The sequence below is a fragment of the Amycolatopsis sp. DSM 110486 genome (assembly GCF_019468465.1).
Classification (GTDB): Bacteria; Actinomycetota; Actinomycetes; order Mycobacteriales; family Pseudonocardiaceae; genus Amycolatopsis.
Window position 1 is genome coordinate 8,341,040 of record NZ_CP080519.1, and the last position, 20,600, is coordinate 8,361,639.

Consider the following 20,600-nt stretch of genomic DNA (forward strand, 5'->3'; position numbering starts at 1 on the left):
GTGGACGATGTCGCTGTTCGGCCGGTCAAGGACGACGAGTTGGGTGCCGTTGCCGAGCTTCGGTGGCGGTGGGTGCGGGAAAATCAGGGCACACCCGTCACCACCCATGAGGAGTTTCTGCAGTGGTTTGTGAGCTGGGCACAGGCGAACGGCGCCTCGCATCGTTGCCTGGTCATGGTCCGCGGTCACGTGGTCATCGGCATGGCCTGGTTAGCGATCACCCAGCGAGTGCCGACCCCGCGTGCCCTCGAACGTGCGTCAGGCGACGTGCAGTGCGTTTACGTAGTCCCGGATCACAGAGACGCCGGCCTCGGGGGCCGGCTCATCGACGCAGTCGTGAACCTCGCACACGAACTCGGGCTGGAGCGGCTGACAGTTCACTCCAGCACCCGAGCGATTCCGGCATACACCCGTCACGGTTTTGCGATGTCCTCGCGGCTCCTGCATGCCGAACTCGCGCAGGCGAGCGGCACGAGCAGGTGAGGCTCTCCGTTCGTTGCCACGCCCTACGCCGGGCGCGTGGGTCGGCGCCGGGTTCTTTCGACGCCTGCCACCCGGGCCACCTACACCGCCATCGAAGATGCAACAAGCGAATGCCCTGCTCCCTGTGATGCTGTACCCCAAGATGGTCTTATGAGGTTTGCCGACCTGCCGCCCAGGTGGTGAGGTCGTGGCCGCTGGTCTCCGACCAACAGGCCGCAAGCTCCGCTTGTCCGGTGTTTTGGTGGGCGAAGCGGCGGCAGAAGGTGCCGAGACCTTGCAGGATGTTCTCGCGGCCGATCGTCTTCTCTAGTTCCTTGATGAGTTCGGCGTCTGGGGCGTACGACGCGTCCGGTGGAGGCGGGGTCACTGGCCTCCCATGGCTGGCTAACGTGGCCGCGTCAAGCCCGCGCGGCGCCCGACCCCAGTCTTCCCAGTCGATCAAGTGACCTTCGGCCGACAGGTTGTGCCAGTGCACATCGGCGTGGGCGGTCGTCCACTCGTCGACGAAGGTGTCCACACCGGGGAACACCTCACCGACCCGCTTCGTGAAGTGCGCCTGCGCCATCCCAACCCGATCCGTCTGGTGGGCGGCCAGCGCCGCGAACGACTCGCGCACCATCGTCCACCACGCGTCCGGTAGGCAGGCCGCGGCAGCCAAGTCACCGACGACAGGCGACGCGATGAACTCGACCTCGTCCGCACGCCAAACCACCTCGCGCCCGGGGTCGGCCCAGGTGGCGCCTTGGAACCACTCGGGCTTCTTCACCCCTCGGATCGTCGCAGCTGCTTCCAACCCGACCCAGGATGCGGATGCACTGCTGATCCGCCAGCGCCCCCGTCGCTCAACCCGAATCCAAGTGCCCCTGCCCGTGCGGAACCCCTCCGTCGCCCCCGCCTCGCCGTAGACGACGGACGGCTGGTCGAGCTGCCGCGTCAAACGCGCGCTCGACACGGCGCAGCACGTCCTCATGCTCATGCTCGTGCTCACGGACGTCCGCAATCCGCCGCGCGTCACTTTGCACGTCCGCCCTGGCGACACGGTGTGCAACTTTCTAGCTGTAACGAGTCGCTCAGCTCGGTGATTAATTAGCACCACGAAGAGAGGGATGGGGGCTGGAGGCACACTCTGCAAGCGTCGGCAGGAACCTGCCGGTTCTCCAGCGACTGCAACCCGGATGACTGGACTCGACGCTCCGGCGGTCGCCGGCCCACTGCTCGAAGCGGGCCTGTGCGCAGAGCTGACAGGTCGTCGTGCTCAACGAGGCGGGCCGGCCGGACTTCGGCTGCTTGCAGACGCGCCACCAGCTTCGACCCCGGCGCGAGCTGCTGCAACGGCACCCGGCCGTGTTCTAAACCGGATCGCGCACGGGTTCCCGACTGGTTGTGGACAGACCAGGGGTGCAAGTCAGCAGGTCCGGGGGCTTTGGCTAAATGGATCGCTTTGTGCGCCGGCAAGGATCGACCCTGCAATCGATAGATCGACATGGATCGTGTAAGTACCGCCGACTTCTTGGGGTAGCGGAACCCACAGGTTGACCGTTGTCGTATCTTTGTAGTCGGAACCGGATTCTCCGCACAGGAACGCACCCGGCTGCAGCAGTTGCTCGAACTGCTGGAACGACGCACCCACCCGTTCGCCGCGACACCGCCGCGCGAAGACACCGTGCGGGCCCGGTGGGTCAAGCCGAAGCTCGTCGGCGAGGTCGTGTTCCGGCAGTTCAGCCGCGGCGCCGGTCGGCTCCGGCACACGGCGTGGCGCGGCCTGTGCTACGACAAAGCCCTCGCCGACGTCCTCGCCCCGGCTCGTTTATGACAGTCGACTGACAAAGTCCGTGAGTTTGCGACGTCGATCGTGAGACCCCTGCAACCACCCCGGTGGCCCTGTGTTTATCGGAAGTCCCGTTGATGTCGAGGCGAGGTTCTTGAGGTCGAGCGGCGTGACGTGGTCGGCGACGAGGGACACGGTGCCTTGTCCAGCTTGGGCGATGCCGCGCACGAGAGCGCTGGGCTGGCCAGCCATCGCTGGCGCGCCGCCTTCCACCCTGTTGACCGGACCAAGAGGTGACACGCCGGGTGCCTTGTCTGTTATTGCCTTTTGGGGAGGTTCGGGGCCTCGTGCGTCGTGATCAATGAAGTCGCTGGAGTTCGTGTTGCCTGCTCAATCACCTGTGGATGTTGCAGGTCTGCCGCGCCGTGGTCGAGCGGCCTGGCGTGGATGGTGGCGGACCCGGTCGGATCGCCGGTCGGGGCGATCGAGGAGTTCCTGATCGGCTTCGCGGCAAGTCGGTGCTGTGCGTAGGCCGGGATGGCGGCGGCCAGCCAGGCGGGCAGCTCCGGATCCGCCTGTTCTGCCATGCCGCGCTGGCGCGGGTCGCTCAGGTACAGCTGGCCCAGCGCCGAGTACGCCTCGGGTGTGGGCTGCCAGTACTTCTGGACGGAGTCGTAGTGGTCGCCGATCGCGTCCAGCGCCGCGGGTTCGTCCGGTGCTGCTGCGGCGCGCATGACGTCGGCCAGCCGCCGGAACAATGCGGCACCCTGCGCCGCCGCGTGTTCGTAGTCCGCAGTGGTGAAGTCGTCCTGGGCCGCTGCCGCGGTGTCGAAGGCGGCTGAACTCGCCGGCCCGAAGGACTCCGCCAGCGACTTCCGCATGGTGGCTTTGTCCTGGCGCAGACCGGCGAAGAACCGTTGTGGGTCCTGGATGCGGGCCGCGTCCAGGTCGTCGATGGTTTCCTCGATCGTGCTGATGATCGTGTCGAGCCGGCGGCGCTCGGCCTGGAGCTGGGTCAGGTGGCTGAGCAGCGCGGCCGCCTCGTCGGACTGCTCGCGCAGGATCTCGCCGAGCTGGTCCAGTCCGATGCCGAGCCGGCGCAGAACCATGATGCGCTGCAACCGCAACAGCTCCGCCCGGCCATACCAGCGGTACCCGTTGGCGGCGACCACGCTGGGCTTGAGCAAGCCGATTGCGTCGTAGTGGCGGAGCATCCGGGCGGACACTCCGGAGGCCTTGGCGACCTGGCTGATGGAAAAGCGCACGCGCCCACCGTACGCACTTGACCTTCACACTATGTCAACTTTTACCGTTCCCGTCATGGCAACGACGATCACCCAGGTCCGCGTTTTCGACGGACGGCACCTGACCGAGCACACCGCTGTGCGCCTCACCGGCGACCTGATCGCTGCGGTCGGCGGACCTGAGCTCCTCCTGGCCGACGACGAGCACGTGGACGGCCGTGGCGGCACTCTGCTGCCCGGCCTGATCGACGCACACGTCCACTTGCTGCCCGGCGCGCCTCGCCAGGCACTGTCCTTCGGAGTCACCACGGTGCTGGACATGTTCAGCAAACACGACACCGTGCAGCGAGCCGTCGCGCAGGGCGCCGGCCCGGACGCCGCCGAGGTGCGTTCCTCCGGCATCGGCGCGACCGCGCCGGGCGGGCACCCGAGCATGATGTACGCGCCCTTCCCGTACGTCACCGGACCGCAGGACGCCGAGGCGTTCGTGGCCGAGCGCCTCGCCGAAGGCGCCCACCACGTGAAGGTCTTCTACGACGACGGCGCGAACGGCGGCCCGATGCCCATGCCCTCGCTGGATGTGCCGACAGTATCCGCGCTGGTCGGCGCCGCGCACCGAGCCGGTCTGATCGTGGTGGCCCATGCGACGACAGCCCAGACGGCCATCGACCTGCTGCCCACCGGCGTGGATGTTTTGGCCCACGTACCTTTTGACCCGCTTACCGAGGCCCACGTCAGGGCCATCTCGGCGGCGGGTGTCGCGGTCATCGCCACGCTGTCGGTGGCCGAGGGGTTTCCCGGTGACGGCGACGGGATGCCGCTGCTGGCCGAGCCCGAGTTGACCCGGCGGCTGGGACCGGCGTGGTCCGGTGTCCTCGAGCGGCAGGCACAGCGGTGGTTGCCGCCGCAGCTGCCGGACTTCACGGCGCCGGCCGTCAACGTCCGCCTCCTGCACGACGCAGGAGTGCCAGTACTGGCCGGCACGGACGCCCCCAATCCGGGCACGGTCCACGGCGCCAGTGTGCACCGTGAACTTCAGCGCCTCGTCGCTGCCGGACTGACCCCTGCGGAGGCCCTCGCGGCCGCGACGGCGCACACCGCCGACGTGTTCGGCCTTGCCGACCGGGGCCGGATCCGCCCCGGACTACGCGCTGACCTGGTCTTGGTCGACGGGCGACCAGACCAGACCATCACCGACACACAGCGCGTGGCGGCCGTGTGGAAACGCGGCGTTCGCGCAGACCTGGACACCTACGTCGGGTCAGCCGACGAGCAAGCGGGTTTGGCCGCCCTGCGCGCGCAGACCGACAAGGTCGTCGCCGCGGTCCGCGACATGCTTCCGCAATTCACCCCTGGAGCTCGATCATGAGCAGCGGCACACCGATTGCCACCCACCAGCGAGCACGGTTCGGAGATCCTGGGCTACCACCTGGGTGTGGACGAGTTCTGGCAACCGGTCGTCCTATTCGGCGGGTGCGTTGGCCGAACCGACACCGGCGAACCTTGGGGCGAGCTGTGCAGGTACGCCCGGGGACGATCGACCCTCGCCCGGCTAATCACAGTCCGTGAAGGCCCGATAGCGGCGGGGCCACAGGACCGCGAGTGCCACTTCCTGATCGATGACGCGGTAGTCGGAGGACAGGCCCCGCTGCAGGATCCACCCAGGCCTCGATCCGCAGCGCACCTGATTGGCGTGGTTCCGTTGTCAGCGGCGAACTCCGCCCTGTCGCCGCGGCAGCCCGCCACGCGCCATGCCGCGCGCGCCGGCAGCGCGGTGGAATCATCTCCGCCGGCCAAGGGGTTGAAGACATCGGCTGAACTCGCCGAGATCGCCAAGCCAGGCGGGTACCCCTAGGAAGTCGACTCCCGCAGGTACTGCCGGAACCCCTCCTGGCGCCCGTGCCGCCATCGGCCTAACTCGCCAAGCAGCACCCATGTTCTGGGCTGGTACCTGCGCGACCTCAGATACCAGCCCAGAACTGTGTTAAGCAGCCGCGCGCGGCTGAACGCCACCAGGACGCCTGCCACGCCGCAGCGCGTTCAGTCCTCGGTTCGCTCCGGCGGATCAGGCCCAGGAAGGTCGCTTGAGCCGGCCGAAGCGGTCAAGATCGCGGACGAGCGGGGCCGGCTTCAGCACGTGTCCCGCCGGGACGCAGCTGCCAGGCACGACCGGTCAGCCCCGCGTGCCGGCCGCGGCGCGTTCGGGTCGCCGGAGACCGGAGAGATCGACCTTCTTGATGATGTTGCGGTCCACCACGTTGTTCCCCAAGGCGAACTGCGCCCAGGTCCCTGCGAGCTCCTGGCGGCTGCGCTCGCTCCACTCGCGGGCCAGGTCGCTGCGCGACTTGTGGAAGTTGAGCGCGAAACCCTCGCTGTGCAGCCGGAGGATCGAGAAGCCGCCCGGGTATTCCTTGGCCGCGGCGACCTCCTGCAGGGTCACCTGCGGTGCGGTCGGGCTGACCGTGTGGTGGTTGCGGTGAGTGTGTCCCGCGTGGTGGAGGAAGACGCCGGGGGTCTTTGAGTAGGTCTCCAGGATCGACGCGGCCTGGGCGGCGTCCAGCGAGCTGCTCGACTTGATCGGCTTCGACGACTCCTGGACGACGAGCGGGTGGTGACCGAAAACGAGGGTCGGCTGGTCCTTGTGCTCGGCCAGGTCCTTCATGAACCAGGCGTACTGCTCTGCCGCCAGCGCACCCGCGTCGCCTCCGCCGCCGGCCTTGTCGTAGGTGTCGAGTCCGATCACGTGCAGACCGGAGAGATCGGTCGAGTAGAAGGCGACCTCGTCGTCGGCGAAGTAGCGGTCCTGGAAGCAGTCGTTGCCCTGCCAGCGACCGACCCGGCAGTTCGCGTATGGGTCACCGGCGTGCGCCCGGTCGTGGTTGCCGCGGGTGACGAAGTAGTCCTCGCGGTACCGTCCGAACCGGTCGAGCAACTGACCGGCTCGGCTGAGGTCGCTGGGTGCGGCCTCGGCGGAGATGTCACCCGCGGCCAGGAGGTAGGTCGGGTCGAAGCTCCGGACGTCGCGCACCAGGGATTCGAGCATGACCTCGGGATACGGCGGCTCGCCCGGGACCTGGACGATCGGGATGACCGACGGGTCCCCGCCGACGAGCCCCGCCTGCGTCTCGCCCATGTGCAGGTCGTTGCACAGCACCACGGAGAAGAGGTAGCGCCCCGGCGGCGGCTGCGGCGTGGTGAACGAGAATGGGCCGCCTGGCGTGCCGAGGCCGTGGTCGTTGGTGCCGACGGCGTTGCCGGCGATGAGCGTGAACGCCATGGGGGCGGCCAGCTTCCCGCGGGAGCGCGCCTGGTAGTAGTACGTCTGACCCGGCTCGAGGTCGGTCAGTTCGACGTGGTGGTAGGGGGTAAGTCCGCGCCCCTGGCCGGCGACGCGGTTGAGCCGGCGGGGGTTGGTGCCGTACCAGACCTCGCCGTCGGCGGGCAGCGGCATCATCCTGCCCGTGCCGTCGTTCGTGCCGGCCTCGCCGGTATACCAGGTCACCACGGCCCGGTCCTCCGTCAGCGTCACCAGTTCCAGGTTGACCGGCACGACCTCACCGGTCCCGGCAGCGCCGGTGGACGCGTAGCTTCGAGCGGGATCGATCACTCCTAGCAGCGGTATTGCTGCAGTGGCGATCGCGCTCCAGCGGAGAATATCTCGACGGGTCACATCACAACCAGGCATGCGAAAAAGCTATGCGCGGGAAGTGACATGATCATAGGGTCTGGTCGACTTCACGGTTTCCCGACGGCAAACATTGCGGTGGTGTGAGGTGGCCAGAGCAATCACTCAAATACACCCAAACCGGACATCTTGATCCTGGGGCAGGTCCGATTTCAGTCCCCGTTCATTCCCCGCCGCCGAATCCGCGGCATAGTCTGCGTCTGGCCAGGCAATACCAGTGTGCGTGACCGGCTCGCCCGAAACCGCATACCGCTTGACATGGAAACTAATCGGCTCGGCTCCGAACTGTTTCCCAGGGTTCCCCCGGACTGGCTCGAAACCGCTCAGTTCTCGAATGCTGGACGACATCCCGGCATTGCGATCGTCATTCCCGAGCAGGAGAGGCGCCATGGCGAGTACATGCCGAAGATTAGTTTCCGCAGCATGCCAGCCTCTGGTGAGTCGGTCTCACATGTACAGACGGGCGCGGCGCGAAAACCTAATCTGTGCGCGATCTGCGTCCGAAGGTAGTCCTCGCGTTCCGGACTGAGAGCGTGTTCGAGAAGATCAACTTGCGGTGGTGAAGGTCCTCCGTGGGCGATCCTGCGGGATGGTGTTGGTCGCGGACCAGCGGATCAAAGCCTCGGAGATGCTGTCTGTGCCGACGATGAGCTGCATGAGCTGACCGCCCGTGATCGCGCGGCCTGGGTGGACGAGCAGTTGTTGCTCGGCCGGCTGGGGCGGGCCGGCAGTACCTGGGCGATCCGGCCCGCTCGGCGGACAACGTTCATCCATTGTGGACGTATGCAGACGTGCCGCACGGGTACACCGGCGACGCCACCGAGGCGATCATCGCGCAGATCGAGCGGTTCGCGCCCGGCTTCGGGAACCAGATCGTCGGCACGGCGGTGCGGTCGGCCACGGCGATGGCGGTGTACAACCCGAACTACGTCGGCGGCGACATCGTCACCGGGGCGAAGGACGCACCATGCTCTCGCCGTACGACGTGGGCGTGCCGGGGATGTATCTCTGCTCGGCGGCGACCCGCCGGGCACGGCGGGCACGGGATGTGCGGCGCGGTTCGCCCGGCCGAGGCGGCACTGCGCCACCTCGGCCGGGCGAACCGCTAGGCCGTCGGGAAAGTCCCGCTCCGGCAACCCGAACCTCGGCATCAAGACTCGGCCAGCCAGGCCTTCTCCTCGCCGGGCTTCGGCAGCGGACGGCCGCCTTCGACCGCGAACTGCGCGGGACTGTCCTGGATGACCACCAGCACCCGGTCCGGTTCGATGTCCGTTACGCGCCCGGCTGCGGCGGCGATCCGCAGCACCAGTTCGGATCTCTGGGCCTCGGGATGACCGGTCCGCACCCAGCCGTTGACCAGAAGGGGACCAACGCGATCGAAAGCGTCAACGCCCGCATCCGCCGCGCAGTGAAGGCCCGTGGACACTTCCCGAACGAGCAGGCCGCGCTCAACTGTGTCTACGTGGCGATCATGAGCCTGGACCCCACCGGCACCGGCCGCAAACGCTGGACGATGCGCTGGAAACCCGCGTTGAACGCGTTCGAGATCGGCTTCGACGGCCGCCTGGCCGCCGGACGCAAGTAGGGGTCTGCCGGTGGTGTCGACGAGTCCGGTCAGGGCGCCGACGGTGTCGTGGGTGTAGGTGGTGGCTTTCCGTTGTCCACGGTTTGGGAGATACCCAGCGCGGTGCGGGTGAACACGTGGTTGACGGTGGTGCCATTGGTGGTTTCGGTGATGCTGCCCGGCTGGGTTTGGTCGAGGGTGTCGTAGGCGGCGCTGAACTCGGTGGCTCCGCCGGAGGTGATGGAGTCGACCTGGTTGGTCGGGCTGTACTTGACCTGTCCGCTGGGGTTGGTGCTGGTCAGGTTGCCGGCGCCGTCGTAGGTGGCGGTGATCGAGTCGATCCCGGTCATCTGGTCGGCGTTGTTGACGGTGTAGGTGTGCCCGTCGCCGGCGGTGATGTTGCCGGCGAGGTCGTAGCTGTAGTTGCGGCCCCGGCCTGGGTCAGGCGGCCGAACCCGTCGTAGGTGTAGGCGCTGGTGCCGGCGGCGTCGGTGTGGGACTGGATCGAGCCGGTGTCGCTGCCGTCGGTGCGGGTGTAGCGGTCGGTGCTCGAGAGCAGCACTGTGCCGGCGGTGTTCTTCACCGTGATCGCGGTCTGCCGGCCGCTGGCGTCGACGCCGGTGGTTTCGGTGGTGCCGCCGGGCAGGGTGGCGGAGGTGCGGTGGTCGGCGTTGTCGTAGCCGTAGCTGGTTATCTTGCGGCCCTGGTCGGTGAGGCTGGTCACCCGGTTGGCCGCGTCGTAGCCGCAGGAGATGGTGCCAGTCGGGTCGTCCAGGGCGGTGAGGTTACCAACCAGGTCGCAGTGGTATCGAGTGTTCTGCGGGGAGGCGCCGGCGGTTCGGATGACCTGGGTGAGCAGGCGACAGTTGTAGCTGTTGGTGAAGGTGGCCAGCATGGTTTGGGCGGTGGTGCGGTTGCCCAGCGTGTCGTAGCCGTAGGCGGCCAGCCCGGTGCCGGTGGCGGTGCTCACCGAGGCGGGCGAGTTTGTCGTAGCCGTAGCTGATCTTGACGCCGTTGCCGTCGGTGACGCTGGAGACGCGGGAGAGCGAGTCGTAGGTGTAGGTGGTGTGAGCACGAGATCAACGTGCGAATCGCTCGCGAGACTGATCCGGGCTGCTAGAACTCTGCTGCTCTCCGGGCGGCTGGAACACCTGGTGCTGGTTGGGGCCACACGGCGGATCATGCGTCGCCGTACAGCCGTTCTCGGGGAGCGCTGATTTGGCCGATGACGGCCTCGCGCGACCATCGAGCGTTGTGGGATCCCCCGACAGCACAGGGAATGGACAGGGAACAGACCTCGGCTGCGGCTGTGCCCTCGACGTGGGCGAAGAGCACATGGGCGAGATCCGTCGAGCAATAGCATCTGATCAACGGCGTTCGACGGCGTCGAACGGCGCCCAACCACTGTCAACCGCACCGGCGACCAGCAGGTTCTCTATATCCCCAGGCCGGGCACACTGGCGAACGTTTCCCAGCCGCGAACAGCCAAACGTCGCAGCTCTGCGCCTGCCTTCGAACTCTGAAGAAGGCGGCGGTACCCAAGCTTTTCCGGGCGCGATCGCTGGGGAGCGGCCTGGAAGTTCTCTGCCGACCAGACCACCGACACCGGACGTCCGGTGTACCGGAGCCGTTCACCTCGCCGCCATGAGGTCGGCACCTGGGTCCGGCACGCTCGCCGAGGTTTGGGCGACAGAACGGACGAGACGGACAGATGGCGACGTTTTCTCTGGATCGGCGGCGGTTCCTGACGCTGGCCGGTGGCACGGTCGGTGCGGTGGCGCTGGGGGCGGGGCAGCTCGCGGAAGCGGCGGAGCTGGACCCCGCGCCGTTCACCCTGGGGGTGGCTTCCGGCGAGCCCGACCACACGAGCGTGGTGCTGTGGACGCGGCTCGCGCCGGACCCCCTGGACGCGGCGACCGGCGGAATGCGGGCCGAGCCGGTGCAGGTGACGTGGGAGCTGGCGCGCGACGAAGGGTTCCGCCACGTGATCGCGCGCGGGGCGGTCACCGCGGTGCCCGAGTCGGCGCACACCGTGCACGTGCTGGCGACGGACCTGGCGCCGGATCGGTGGTACTGGTACCGCTTCACGGCTGACGGCGTCCGCAGCCGTACCGGCCGCACGCGCACGCTGCCGGCGCCCGGGGCGAAGCCGGACGTGATGCGGTTCGCGTTCGTGTCGTGCCAGTCGTGGGCGGGCGGGCCGTACCCGGCCTACCGCGACCTGGCCGGGCAGGACCTCGACTTCGTCGTGCACCTCGGCGACTACATCTACGAGACCACCAAGGGCGGCCTCGACGAGTTCCGTCGGCTGCACGCGCTGTACAAGACCTCCCCGGACCTGCGCGCGGCACACGCGAGGTTCCCGTTCTTCCTCACCTGGGACGACCATGAGGTGCAGAACAACTACGCCGGCGACGTTGCGGGCGGCGCCGGGGACGGCCGGCCGTTCCTGGAGCGGCGCGCCAACGGTTACCAGGCGTACTACGAGCACCTGCCGATGCGCCCCGAGCAGCAGGCACACGGTCCGGACGCGCTGATGTACCGGCGGATGAGCTTCGGCCGGCTCGCGGAGTTCAGCATCCTCGACACGCGCCAGTATCGCTCCGACCAGGCGCTGGGCGACGGCCGCAAGGAACCGACCGGCGAGGTGTTCGACCCGGCGCGCACGCTCACCGGACCCGAGCAGGAGCGCTGGTTGCTCGACGGGCTCGCCGCGTCGAAGGCCACCTGGAACGTGATCGCGCAGCAGACCATCATGGCGCAGTTCGACTACGACCTCGGGCCTGGCAAGATCGTCAACCTGGACCAGTGGGACGGTTACCCGCCGGCCCGCGCGCGCATCCTCGACTTCATCGCCCGCGAGCGGCCCGCCAACCCGGTGGTGCTGAGCGGCGACTGGCATACGCACTGGGTCAACGATCTCAAGACCGACTTCGACGACCCGCACTCACGCACGATCGCCACCGAATTCGTGGGCACGTCGATCTCGTCGGGCGCCGGCTGGGACGCCGACGTCCGACTGGGCCTGCCGGCGAACCCGCACGTCAAGTTCTACAACGGCACCTACCGCGGCTACGTGAAGTGCGTGGTCACCCGCGAGAAGTGGCGCAGCGACCTGCGGATCGTGCTCAACGCGAGCGACGCGGCGTCGCCCGCCTACACGATCGCGGCCTACGAGGTGCACGACGGCGTGCCGGGCGCGTGCCGCGTCGACGACGGCGACGGCCTGGCCGGGGTGGTCACCGACCGCGCGAACGGCAAGCCGCTGGGCAATGTCGAGGTCGCCGTGCACCGGGAGGACGGGTCGCGCCTCGTCGCCGTCACGACCGACCCGGCCGGCGAATACGTCGTCTTCGCCCCTGCCGGCGCCTACACCTTGCGCGTCAACGGGGTCGGCTACGACCTGGTCTCCGCGCCGGTGCGGATCGGCGCGACCGGCGGGTCCACAGTGGACTTCCGGCTGACGCGGTCGGTGGCCAGCGCGGCGAAGGGTCGCACGGTGCCCGGCCCGCAGTCGCAGGCCACCGCGTCGGATTTCGTGCTGGCCAACGACCTGCTGGCGCTGGCGATCTCGGCCGGCACCACCGACCCGCAGCTGCCCGGTGTCACGCTGGGCAAGCCGCTCGACCTCGCCGCGGTCGGGCACCTCGACCAGCTCGACTGGATGAACCTGCCCTACGCCTCGGCGGCGCAGCCGCGCGGCGGCAACGCGTGGCAGCAGCTGACCGTGCGGGCCACCGCCGTCGAGCTCATCTCGCCGACCGAGGTCCGGGTCACCGGCGCGAGCACCGCGGTCGCGGGCATCGGCGTGGTGACCACGTTCGGCGTGCGCACGGGCGAGCCGTGGGTGCGCGCGGAGACCGTGTTCACCAACACCGCCGACGCGGCCCGCACGTTCTGGCTCGGCGACGTCGTCGACCACGACGGCACCGGCCAGCGCAGCGGCATCGCCGGCCACGGCACCATCACCGCCTCCGCGCCCGCCGACTTCACCCCCACCGCCCCGTGGCTGGGCATGACCGGCTCCGACCGCCAGACCTACGGCTTGCTCTACGACGAGCCCGGCTTCACGGTGTACGCGTGCGGCATCTGGGCCATGACGCAGCGGCAGATCACGCTCGCCCCGGGCGCCGCCTTCACCCTGGGCCGCCGCATCGCCGCCCTCGACAACGGCGGCGCGGCCGACCCGTTCGCGGTGCTCGCCGGTCTCTGATCGCCGGCCAGGGTGGGGCGCCGCAAATTCGGTGTTCCACCCTTCGGCCTCTTCGCCGGGCGTAACGGCGGCGTGCTGGCCCGGCGACCTCGTGCTCGCCGGGCCGTCAGCGCGGGTTCCGGCACGGTCATGCTCGCCCTCGCGGGGACGGCTGGCGCTGGGGCGGGACAGACTTGGTTCACCCGGCGTCACGCGTCGATCGTGGTTGCCGGTGAGGTGGTGAAGCAGAAGCGCCGCCTTGTTCCATACCGGCTGATCGACCGCTATCCCGTGCTCGAGGCCACACATCTGCCGCCGTTAGTGGGCTCCCGGGTCGACCTGCTCGGCCGCTCCTCGTTCCTGTCGACAACGACCCCCGTGCCATCGCCGCGCCGGGCGTTCGGGTTTCGCCGGTGTGAGTGCGGGCACCCGTCGGCATGATGAGATCGATTCTGCGTGGCCTCGCCGCGGGGGAGGCGGATACGACGGCGTTGCACGCCGTCACCTACCTGGACATGGTGCTGCGCGGCAGACCGGCCAGCCGGACCCCGGAGCAGAGTGTGACGCGGTTGGCCGACTTGGCCGGTATCACGATCCCCGCCGACGGGCGGGAAACCGGGTTTCGGGGGCGGGTGCGTTGCTCGGCATCGTGTCCGGTCTGGTGGTGGGGACGGGTTACGGTGCCATCAGGGCGGCGGGCTGGCGGCCCTCCGCGAGGACGGCCGGAGCGGCCACCACCGTGGGCGCCATCGCCGTGTCGGCCGCGCCGATGGCGGCGATCGGGGTGTCGAACCCGCGCAACTGGTCGCTGTCGGACTGGGTGTCCGACGTGGTGCCACACATCGCGTACGGCTGGGTCATGACGTCGGCTTACGCGGCGATGCTCGACCGCGACGAGTCCGGTTAGCCCGGGCGGACGGGTCTGACCTGGTTCTGTCATCGGCTGCGGAGGAGTTTCCTGACCCCCGCGACGACGAGGCCGCCGGCCAGCACCCAAGCTCCTGCCACGATGACCGGGTCCAGCAGGTGGCGCTTGACGTCCGCGCGTTTCTTACCGACCCGGGATGAAAAGCCGTGGCGGAACTCGCTGGGGAAACCGGTTTCGGTGACGGGGTTGTCCGGGCGGACCGTGGCGAACGAGCTGAGGCGGTGTTCCCACGCGTCGATCCGGTCGGCGGCCAGCAGAAGCAGCCAGTGCGCCGCGCGGGCCTCGCTGTAGGTTTGCGCACCGCGCCGGAGAGACCGCGGGGTGGGTCGCGCGGCCCGCAGGCAGCGCCGGCAGGCGCGGTCGGGGACAGCTCCGGGTACAGCGGGCCGAGGTCGAGGAGGACGGTCCCGCTGCGCGGTCCTCGGCGCAGCGCCTCGCCGGCCTGCTTGTCGAGGAGTGGCGATTCAGGCCGCCGCTGGAGCGCACGGCCATCAGCTCGGGGCGGCCCGGGCCTCCGGCACCGTGCCGGGGATCAGCACGGCCGGCCCGCCGGGACGTCACTACGTATAGTCGCCATGGCGCGACACGACTGCCACAGTCCGTAACGAGCGCCTGTGTGCGGAAACTTATTTTGTAGCCAAGATCGGCTTCCAAGCGGCTTCGCGTCAGGGCGAAGCCGTACTCTGAGGCCATGGCTGACCAGGTACAGCAGAGGCCCGGCGAGTCGAACGGCCAATGGCTGAATCGGCTTGAAGCCCTCCTGGTCGTCCACATGGACCGGGTCACCGGCATGGGCTCAGCCGCTGACGAGGAAGAAGAGAGAATCCGGGCCACCATTGCCGCACTGAAACGCGGTAAGGCACCGACGAACCCCTGACCTGGGGCTTAGGGCCTGGTGGTGAAGGGTTTCGCGCTCGGTGTAGTGCGCTCCGGCGAGCGCCGGAACCGGAGCTTGGCGCAACGCCGAGCCCGACGGCCGCAAGTAGCCGTCGTAGCGGCGCATCCTTCGCCGCACCGCACCGCACCGCACCGCACCGGAACCGGCGCCGGCGGCTCCGTGCTGAGTTCAGCACGGGCTACCGAACCGCGGTGGAGCGCAGCGGCTTCGGGAAGTGCGCGGCGCCGGCGTCCTGGCAGTATGGCGCCCGGGAGCCGGGTGAGCACAACGCGATTCCGCTGCCACCCAACCAGCGAGCGAACCTCGGGCCAAGAAACGACGTCTGGGGCAGCGCGCTCGCCGAAGGCACGGCGAAGCGAGGTCCCGCATTCGGGAAGTCGACGTCGTAGCCTGCCCGCGCCCGCCATCGGCGATGACGTCAGCCATCTCCTCGGCCGCCCGGTACGTAGGCGGCACGCGCGCGCGGCAAACCGTCCAGCGTGCCTCGCTGGTCGCTACGGCTTCGAGCCGATGATCACAGCCAGCCTCGCCGCGTGGCTTCCATCGCGATCTGGAACCGGGTGCGCGCGCCGACGCGGTGCATCAGCTTTGTGACGTGCCGCTGCACCGTGCGCTCGCTCCAGCCCAGCGCGCGCCCGACCGCCTTGTCCGTCAGCCCGGACGCCAGCAGCATCAGCAGTTGCGCCTCGCCGGGCGGCAACGCGTCCGAAGCGCCCGACTGGAACGGCACGCTCCGCGCCCACACCGCCTCGAACAACGCGATCAGCGCGTCCAGCAGCGGCGACGGGTGGATCACGTACGAAGCTGTCAACGCCACGTCCCCGGGGCGCAGCAAGGGAATCATCGCGTACCGGTCGTCCGCGATCGCGAGCTTCATCGGCACCTCGCCGGCGATCCGGGCCTCCTCACCGTGGCGCACACCGACCGCGATGTCGTCGAGGACGCCGCTGAGTTCGAGCGCGCTCTTGTCGTATACGACGCGGTAGCGCACGCCCCGCTCCAGTAGCGCGAGCTCGATGTGGTTCGGCTCCTGGTGCCCGTTCGGCGCGGCATACGGCGGGCGATCGAACCCGCGCATCTGCACAAGGACCTCCTGCTGCACGCACGACCATCGCTCATTGACCTCGTCGCGCCCGGAGATCACCTCCACCAGCTCGCCCGGTTGCGCGAAGCGGGTGCTCGCACGGTAGGCGGCGGTCAACGTCGCGATGTGACGGCGCGTGTCGCGCAGCGCGGCTTCGCGTTCCTGCAGCACGGCCTCGATCGCGCTGTCCGGTGGCACCACGACGAACCGCGCCGGGCGCCCCGCCGAGCGCGTCGCCAGCCCGAGGTCCACGAGCCGCTGCACCGCCCGGCGCACGCTCGCCAGCGGGCGGTGGCAGTCTTCCGCCAGTTCGGCGGCCGTCGCCTGCGTCCGGTGGACGAGCACGTCGTAAACCGCCTCGTCGTCACCGCTGAGCCCGATCGCCTCGAGCACGTCGTTCCTCCCACTGGTCCGGACCACGAAGGCTGTCGGAAACACGACAGCTGACCGGAACTGGCCACCCTGCGAGCTTGTCACGCCCCTGATCACTCCTGCACCGTTTTCCGGTGGCGGGCGCCCACCCCGACGCGCCCGCCACATCTCCCCTGCCAGAGATGACGGAGCGAAGGAGTCTCCCCATGTCCCTGTCCGCCTTGCGGACGCGCGGGCAACGCCTGGTCCTCGCGGTGCTGGTCACCGCCGGGACGCTGGGCGCACTGCCCGCGGCACCGGCGTCGGCCGCCCCCACCGGGCCGGCCCACTCGCCGAAGATCGCCCAGGAACTGAGAACCCGGATGGCCGCGGCCCGGACGGGCCCGGGCACCCGGTTCGAAGCTGCCGTGGTCCTCAAGGACCGCACCGGGCTCACGCGCGCCGACGCACGCCGACAGCTCGCCGATTCGGCCGCCGCCATGCAGGCGCCGGTGGTGAACCTCGTCGACGCGCGCGGCGATCAGGTCGTGAACACCTTCTGGCTCAAGAACATGGTCCTCGTGCGCGCCACGCCGGCCACCCTCGACGCCGTCGCCGCGCTGCCACTGGTCGACCACGTGATCCCGAACTTCACCCTCACCACGCCGACCGAGCCGCCGGTCAAGAAGGTCTCCGCTCGCCAGGCGGGCGAAACGGCGACGTGGGGCGTGCAGAAGATCGGCGCCGACCGCGTGCAACAGGAACGCGGGCTCACCGGCAAGGGTGTGCGCGTGGCGATCCTCGACACCGGCATCGACGCCGAGCACCCCGACCTCGCGGGCAAGCTCGTGACCGACGACCCTGCCGATCCGGAGCACCCCGGTGGCTGGCTGGAGTTCGGTGAGGACGGCACGCCCGTGCACTCCACGCCGCACGACAGCGCCTACCACGGCACCCACGTCGCCGGCACCATCGCCGGCGGCGCCGCGTCCGGCGAGCAGATCGGTGTCGCGCCCGGCGCGGATCTGATGGCAGGCCTCGTGATCCCCGGCGGGTCCGGCACGCTCGCGCAGGTCGTCGCCGGCATGCAGTGGGCGATCGCGCCGTACGACGCCGACGGCAGGCCCGCCGGTAAGCCGGCCGACGTCGTCAGCATGTCCCTCGGCGAAGAGGGCTACGCCGAGGAGATGGTGGAGCCCGCGCGCAACATCTACCTCGCCGGCGCGTTCCCGGCCTTCGCCATCGGCAACGACTGCGTGCCCGGCGGCTCGGCCAGTCCGGGCAACATCTACGAGTCGGTGGGTGTCGGCGCGACCGACGCCGACGACAACGTGCCCGATTTCTCCTGCGGCGGTGTCGTCCACAAGACGGACTGGCAGAGCGCGCCGGAGTCCTGGCCCGCCAGCTACGTCGTGCCCGACCTGTCCGCGCCCGGTCTCGACGTGACGTCGAGCCTGCCCGGCGGCGAGTACGGCAGCCTGAGCGGCACGTCGATGGCCACGCCACACGTCTCGGGCACGGTCGCGCTGATGCGGCAGGTGAACCCCGGCCTCAGCGTGGACGAAACCCTCGACATCCTCGACGGCACGGCATTCTCCGACGACCGCTACGGCGCACTTCCCAACACCCGCTACGGTGCGGGCCGGATCGACGCGTACGCGGCCGTCGCCGAAGCGTCGCTTACCAGCGGCGTCAGCGGCACAGTGACGGCCGACGGGACGCGGGCGCCCCTGTCCGGCACCACGATCACGGTCACCTCGACCGGCCGCAAGGCGACGACCGACGCAGCGGGGCACTTCACGCTCCGCCTGCCGGCCGGCCGCTACGACCTCGCGCTGTCCCGCTTCGGTTACCGCGACCAGCACGTGAGCGCCACCGTCGTGGACGACGCGATCGCCGACCTGAAGATCACGCTCCAGCCGACCCCGCGCGGCACGATCACCGGCCGCGTGACCTTCGGCCCGACGCGTTCGGCGGTGCCCGGTGCCACCGTCCGCGTGCTCGGTGTCCCGGATGAGCTCACCGCGGTGTCCGACCGCAACGGCCGCTACACCGTGCCGAACGTCCCCGAGGGCACCTACGAGGTGTCCGCGTCCGCGCCCGGCATCTCGGCCACCGAGCCTCGGCAAGTCGGTGTCACGGGCAAGAAGTCCCACGCCGGCACGGACTTCGCGTTGCCTCGCCCGGCCGCGACCCAGCGGGTCTCGTTGACCGGGACCGGACAGGAGGTCCACGCGGACGCGTTCTGGCCCGCGCTCAGCGGCGACGGCGGCGTGATCGCCTTCGGCGACCTGGCGCCTGACCTCGTGCCGGGAGACACCAACGAGGACGTCGACGTCTTCGCGCGGGACGCCCGCACCGGGATCGTCGAGCGGATGTCGGTCGCCTCCGACGGTACGGGCGCGAACGCGTGGGCCATCAGCCCCACCGTCAGCCCCGACGGCCGGTACGTCGGTTTCCTCAGCGGCGCCACGAACCTCGTGCCGGGTGACACCAACGGTGTGCCCGACGCGTTCGTGCACGACCGCAAGACGGGCAAGACCGAGCGGGTCTCCGTCGGCACCGGCGGGGAGCAGGCGAACCAGTCGTCGAGCCAGCCGGCCATGACCTCGGACGACCGCTACGCCGTGTTCCTCAGCACCGCCACCAACCTGGTTCCCGGGGACACCAACGGCCGCCAGGACGTGTTCCTGCGCGACCGCGTCAGCGGCCGCACCGAGCTGGTGTCGGCCGGCGCGGGTGGCGTGTCGGCGGACGGTGATTCGCTCGAGCCGAGTGTCAGCGCCGACGGCCGGTTCGTGGCGTTCGAAAGCGGCGCGGAGAACCTCGTGCCCGGCACCGCGAACACCCACCGCGACGTGTTCGTGCGCGACCGGCGCGCCGGGACCACGGAGATGATCCCGGCGCCCGGCGGAGCCGAGGCCACGCAGCCGTCGATCAGTGCCGACGGCCGCAAGGTCGCGTATGCGATCAGCGGCACCGAAGAGGGTTTCCAGGTGTACGTCTACGACCGGCAGACGCACACCAACACTCTCGTGACGCAGGCGTTGGGCGCGGCCGGCGGGGCGAACGCTTACACGGCCACCCCGCGGATCAGCGCGAACGGCGCGTTCGTGGCGTTCTTCAGCTTCGCCACCAACCTCGTCGCCGGCGACGACGCCTTCTCCGACGTCTACGTGCGCGATCTGCACGCCGGGACGACCGAGAAGATCTCCGGCGGCCCGCACAGCGAATTGGGTGACGCATACAGCGACTTCCCGTCGATCAGCACCGACGGCAAGTACGTCGCCTTCGAAAGCGCAGCGACGAACCTCGTCGCCGGGGATACGAACGGCTACTCCGACGTGTTCGTCCACGACCGCACCCCGGGCCCCGAACCGCGCTTCGCCGTGTCGGACCTCGCGGCCGATTCCCACGGCCACCCGCGGATCACGGCCGCGGTGAAGAACGTCGGCGAGCGCTCCGGCTCGTATACGGGCGTGCTCTGGCTCGACGGCACGGTCGCCGGCGAGCAGACGGTGTCCCTCGGCACCGACCGGACGGCGCGGCTGTCGTTCGACCTGCGGAACCTGACGAGCGGACCGCACATCGCCCGTCTCGGCGGTCTCACGGTGTCGTTCACCGCGGGCCGCTAGTCCCGGGCCGGGAGGGCGGCGCAGCCCTCCCGGCCCGGTTCTTCCGGCGTGACCAGCTCTGGAGTTGCGGGTCCATTTTTTGGCCGAGCACGGTGGGGTCATGCCGCGCCAACCGGCTCGCGCTCGGGACCATGAACTTCGGCACGGCGGGGTTCCACGCCCCAACGGGCAGGACCGCAGACGAAGCCCGGCCGATCTTCCGGCGTTACGTCGAGGCCCGCGGCAACTTCCTCGACCCCGGGCGGAGATCCGCGCCGATCTCGACCGCGTCAGTGCGGCACACCCGGTCGGCGTCCACCGCATGTTCACGCCGGAGTACCAGTCGTGGCTGGTCAGCACCGGCCCGAAGTCGGCGACAAGCCGGCCGGCTACGCGCCCGCCGTGCGCAACTGGGCGGCCGAGAAGACCGCTTGATCAGGCCTTCTCGTACACCACCCGACCGTCCACAACGGTCAGGTCGACGCCGATGTCCTTGATGGCACCTGGATCCACCGACAGCGGGTCGGTGTCGAGCACGACGACGTCGGCCAGCTTGCCACGGCCGATCGTGCCGAGGTGTGCTCGGCGAACTGCGTGGTGGCACTGCCGAGCGTGTAGAGGTGCAGGGCCTCGCGCGCGGTGATCGCGCTGCTTCTCGCAACGACACGGTGGGCCGGTCGAACGCAGAGTTGAACTGGTGCAGGTGGCTGTCGATCAGACCGGGCACGACTGCCGTCGTGCGAGCAACGTCCCAGAACTCGCGGGGCGCGACCTTGTCGGTCGGGGGAG

Annotated in this window: 16 protein-coding genes and 1 pseudogene; 9 read left to right on the plus strand and 8 right to left on the minus strand. The window is 69.5% G+C overall.

Annotation, left to right across the window (positions count from 1 at the left end; all coding sequences use genetic code 11):
- Positions 1–483, plus strand: a complete 483-nt coding sequence (locus K1T34_RS40280) for a GNAT family N-acetyltransferase (RefSeq protein ID WP_220239943.1) — start codon at positions 1–3, stop codon at positions 481–483.
- A 148-nt stretch (positions 484–631) separates the two neighbouring features.
- Here K1T34_RS40280 and K1T34_RS40285 read toward each other — a convergent pair whose 3' ends face one another.
- Positions 632–1,249 carry a hypothetical protein gene (locus tag K1T34_RS40285; protein ID WP_220239944.1) on the minus strand — a complete coding sequence of 206 codons (618 nt, stop codon included), beginning with the start codon at positions 1,247–1,249 and terminating at the stop codon, positions 632–634.
- Positions 1,250–2,029: 780 nt separating this feature from the next.
- On the opposite strand from K1T34_RS40285, the gene K1T34_RS40290 reads away from it, so the two are divergent.
- Positions 2,030–2,296 carry a hypothetical protein gene (locus K1T34_RS40290; protein ID WP_220247644.1) on the plus strand — a complete coding sequence of 89 codons (267 nt, stop codon included), beginning with the start codon at positions 2,030–2,032 and terminating at the stop codon, positions 2,294–2,296.
- Positions 2,297–2,568: 272 nt separating this feature from the next.
- On the opposite strand, the gene K1T34_RS40295 is transcribed toward K1T34_RS40290, so the two are convergent.
- On the minus strand, positions 2,569–3,516 hold the full coding sequence (locus K1T34_RS40295) for a MerR family transcriptional regulator (protein ID WP_220239945.1): 948 nt from the start codon (positions 3,514–3,516) through the stop codon (positions 2,569–2,571).
- 55 nt (positions 3,517–3,571) lie between these two features.
- Between K1T34_RS40295 and K1T34_RS40300 the strand changes: the two genes are divergently transcribed.
- Positions 3,572–4,864 carry an amidohydrolase family protein gene (locus K1T34_RS40300; protein ID WP_220239946.1) on the plus strand — a complete coding sequence of 431 codons (1,293 nt, stop codon included), beginning with the start codon at positions 3,572–3,574 and terminating at the stop codon, positions 4,862–4,864.
- Between the two features lie 804 nt (positions 4,865–5,668).
- Here K1T34_RS40300 and K1T34_RS40305 read toward each other — a convergent pair.
- A complete protein-coding gene (locus K1T34_RS40305; RefSeq protein ID WP_220239947.1) occupies positions 5,669–7,102 on the minus strand; it encodes a metallophosphoesterase family protein in 1,434 nt (477 codons plus the stop codon).
- A gap of 869 nt (positions 7,103–7,971) precedes the next feature.
- Between K1T34_RS40305 and K1T34_RS40310 the strand changes: the two genes are divergently transcribed.
- A complete protein-coding gene (locus tag K1T34_RS40310; protein ID WP_220239948.1) occupies positions 7,972–8,289 on the plus strand; it encodes a hypothetical protein in 318 nt (105 codons plus the stop codon).
- A 41-nt stretch (positions 8,290–8,330) separates the two neighbouring features.
- Here K1T34_RS40310 and K1T34_RS40315 read toward each other — a convergent pair whose 3' ends face one another.
- Positions 8,331–8,486 (minus strand): hypothetical protein, encoded by a 156-nt coding sequence (locus tag K1T34_RS40315; RefSeq protein WP_220239949.1) that lies wholly within the window; start codon positions 8,484–8,486, stop codon positions 8,331–8,333.
- A gap of 60 nt (positions 8,487–8,546) precedes the next feature.
- Here K1T34_RS40315 and K1T34_RS40320 point away from each other — a divergent pair.
- Positions 8,547–8,765 (plus strand): annotated as a pseudogene (locus K1T34_RS40320) (transposase); the annotation flags it as partial.
- A 29-nt stretch (positions 8,766–8,794) separates the two neighbouring features.
- Here the strand turns inward: K1T34_RS40320 and K1T34_RS53895 are convergent.
- Positions 8,795–9,094 (minus strand): hypothetical protein, encoded by a 300-nt coding sequence (locus K1T34_RS53895; protein WP_255637912.1) that lies wholly within the window; start codon positions 9,092–9,094, stop codon positions 8,795–8,797.
- On the minus strand, positions 9,091–9,714 hold the full coding sequence (locus K1T34_RS53900) for an RHS repeat domain-containing protein (RefSeq protein WP_255637913.1): 624 nt from the start codon (positions 9,712–9,714) through the stop codon (positions 9,091–9,093). The genes K1T34_RS53895 and K1T34_RS53900 overlap by 4 nt, the downstream gene beginning before the upstream one ends.
- A gap of 741 nt (positions 9,715–10,455) precedes the next feature.
- Between K1T34_RS53900 and K1T34_RS40330 the strand changes: the two genes are divergently transcribed.
- From K1T34_RS40330 to K1T34_RS40340, 3 genes are all read left to right on the plus strand, one after another.
- A complete protein-coding gene (locus K1T34_RS40330) occupies positions 10,456–12,957 on the plus strand; it encodes an alkaline phosphatase D family protein (protein WP_220239950.1) in 2,502 nt (833 codons plus the stop codon).
- Between the two features lie 628 nt (positions 12,958–13,585).
- Positions 13,586–13,843, plus strand: a complete 258-nt coding sequence (locus K1T34_RS53905) for a hypothetical protein (RefSeq protein ID WP_255637914.1) — start codon at positions 13,586–13,588, stop codon at positions 13,841–13,843.
- A 712-nt stretch (positions 13,844–14,555) separates the two neighbouring features.
- Positions 14,556–14,741 (plus strand): hypothetical protein, encoded by a 186-nt coding sequence (locus K1T34_RS40340; protein WP_220239951.1) that lies wholly within the window; start codon positions 14,556–14,558, stop codon positions 14,739–14,741.
- A gap of 535 nt (positions 14,742–15,276) precedes the next feature.
- Here K1T34_RS40340 and K1T34_RS40345 read toward each other — a convergent pair.
- A complete protein-coding gene (locus K1T34_RS40345; RefSeq protein ID WP_220239952.1) occupies positions 15,277–16,239 on the minus strand; it encodes a helix-turn-helix domain-containing protein in 963 nt (320 codons plus the stop codon).
- 185 nt (positions 16,240–16,424) lie between these two features.
- On the opposite strand from K1T34_RS40345, the gene K1T34_RS40350 reads away from it, so the two are divergent.
- Positions 16,425–19,832, plus strand: a complete 3,408-nt coding sequence (locus tag K1T34_RS40350) for a S8 family serine peptidase (RefSeq protein WP_220239953.1) — start codon at positions 16,425–16,427, stop codon at positions 19,830–19,832.
- 414 nt (positions 19,833–20,246) lie between these two features.
- Here K1T34_RS40350 and K1T34_RS40355 read toward each other — a convergent pair whose 3' ends face one another.
- Positions 20,247–20,498: an amidohydrolase family protein gene (locus K1T34_RS40355; RefSeq protein ID WP_220247645.1), complete on the minus strand. Its 252-nt coding sequence runs from the start codon at positions 20,496–20,498 to the stop codon at positions 20,247–20,249.
- Positions 20,499–20,600 lie beyond the last annotated feature (102 nt).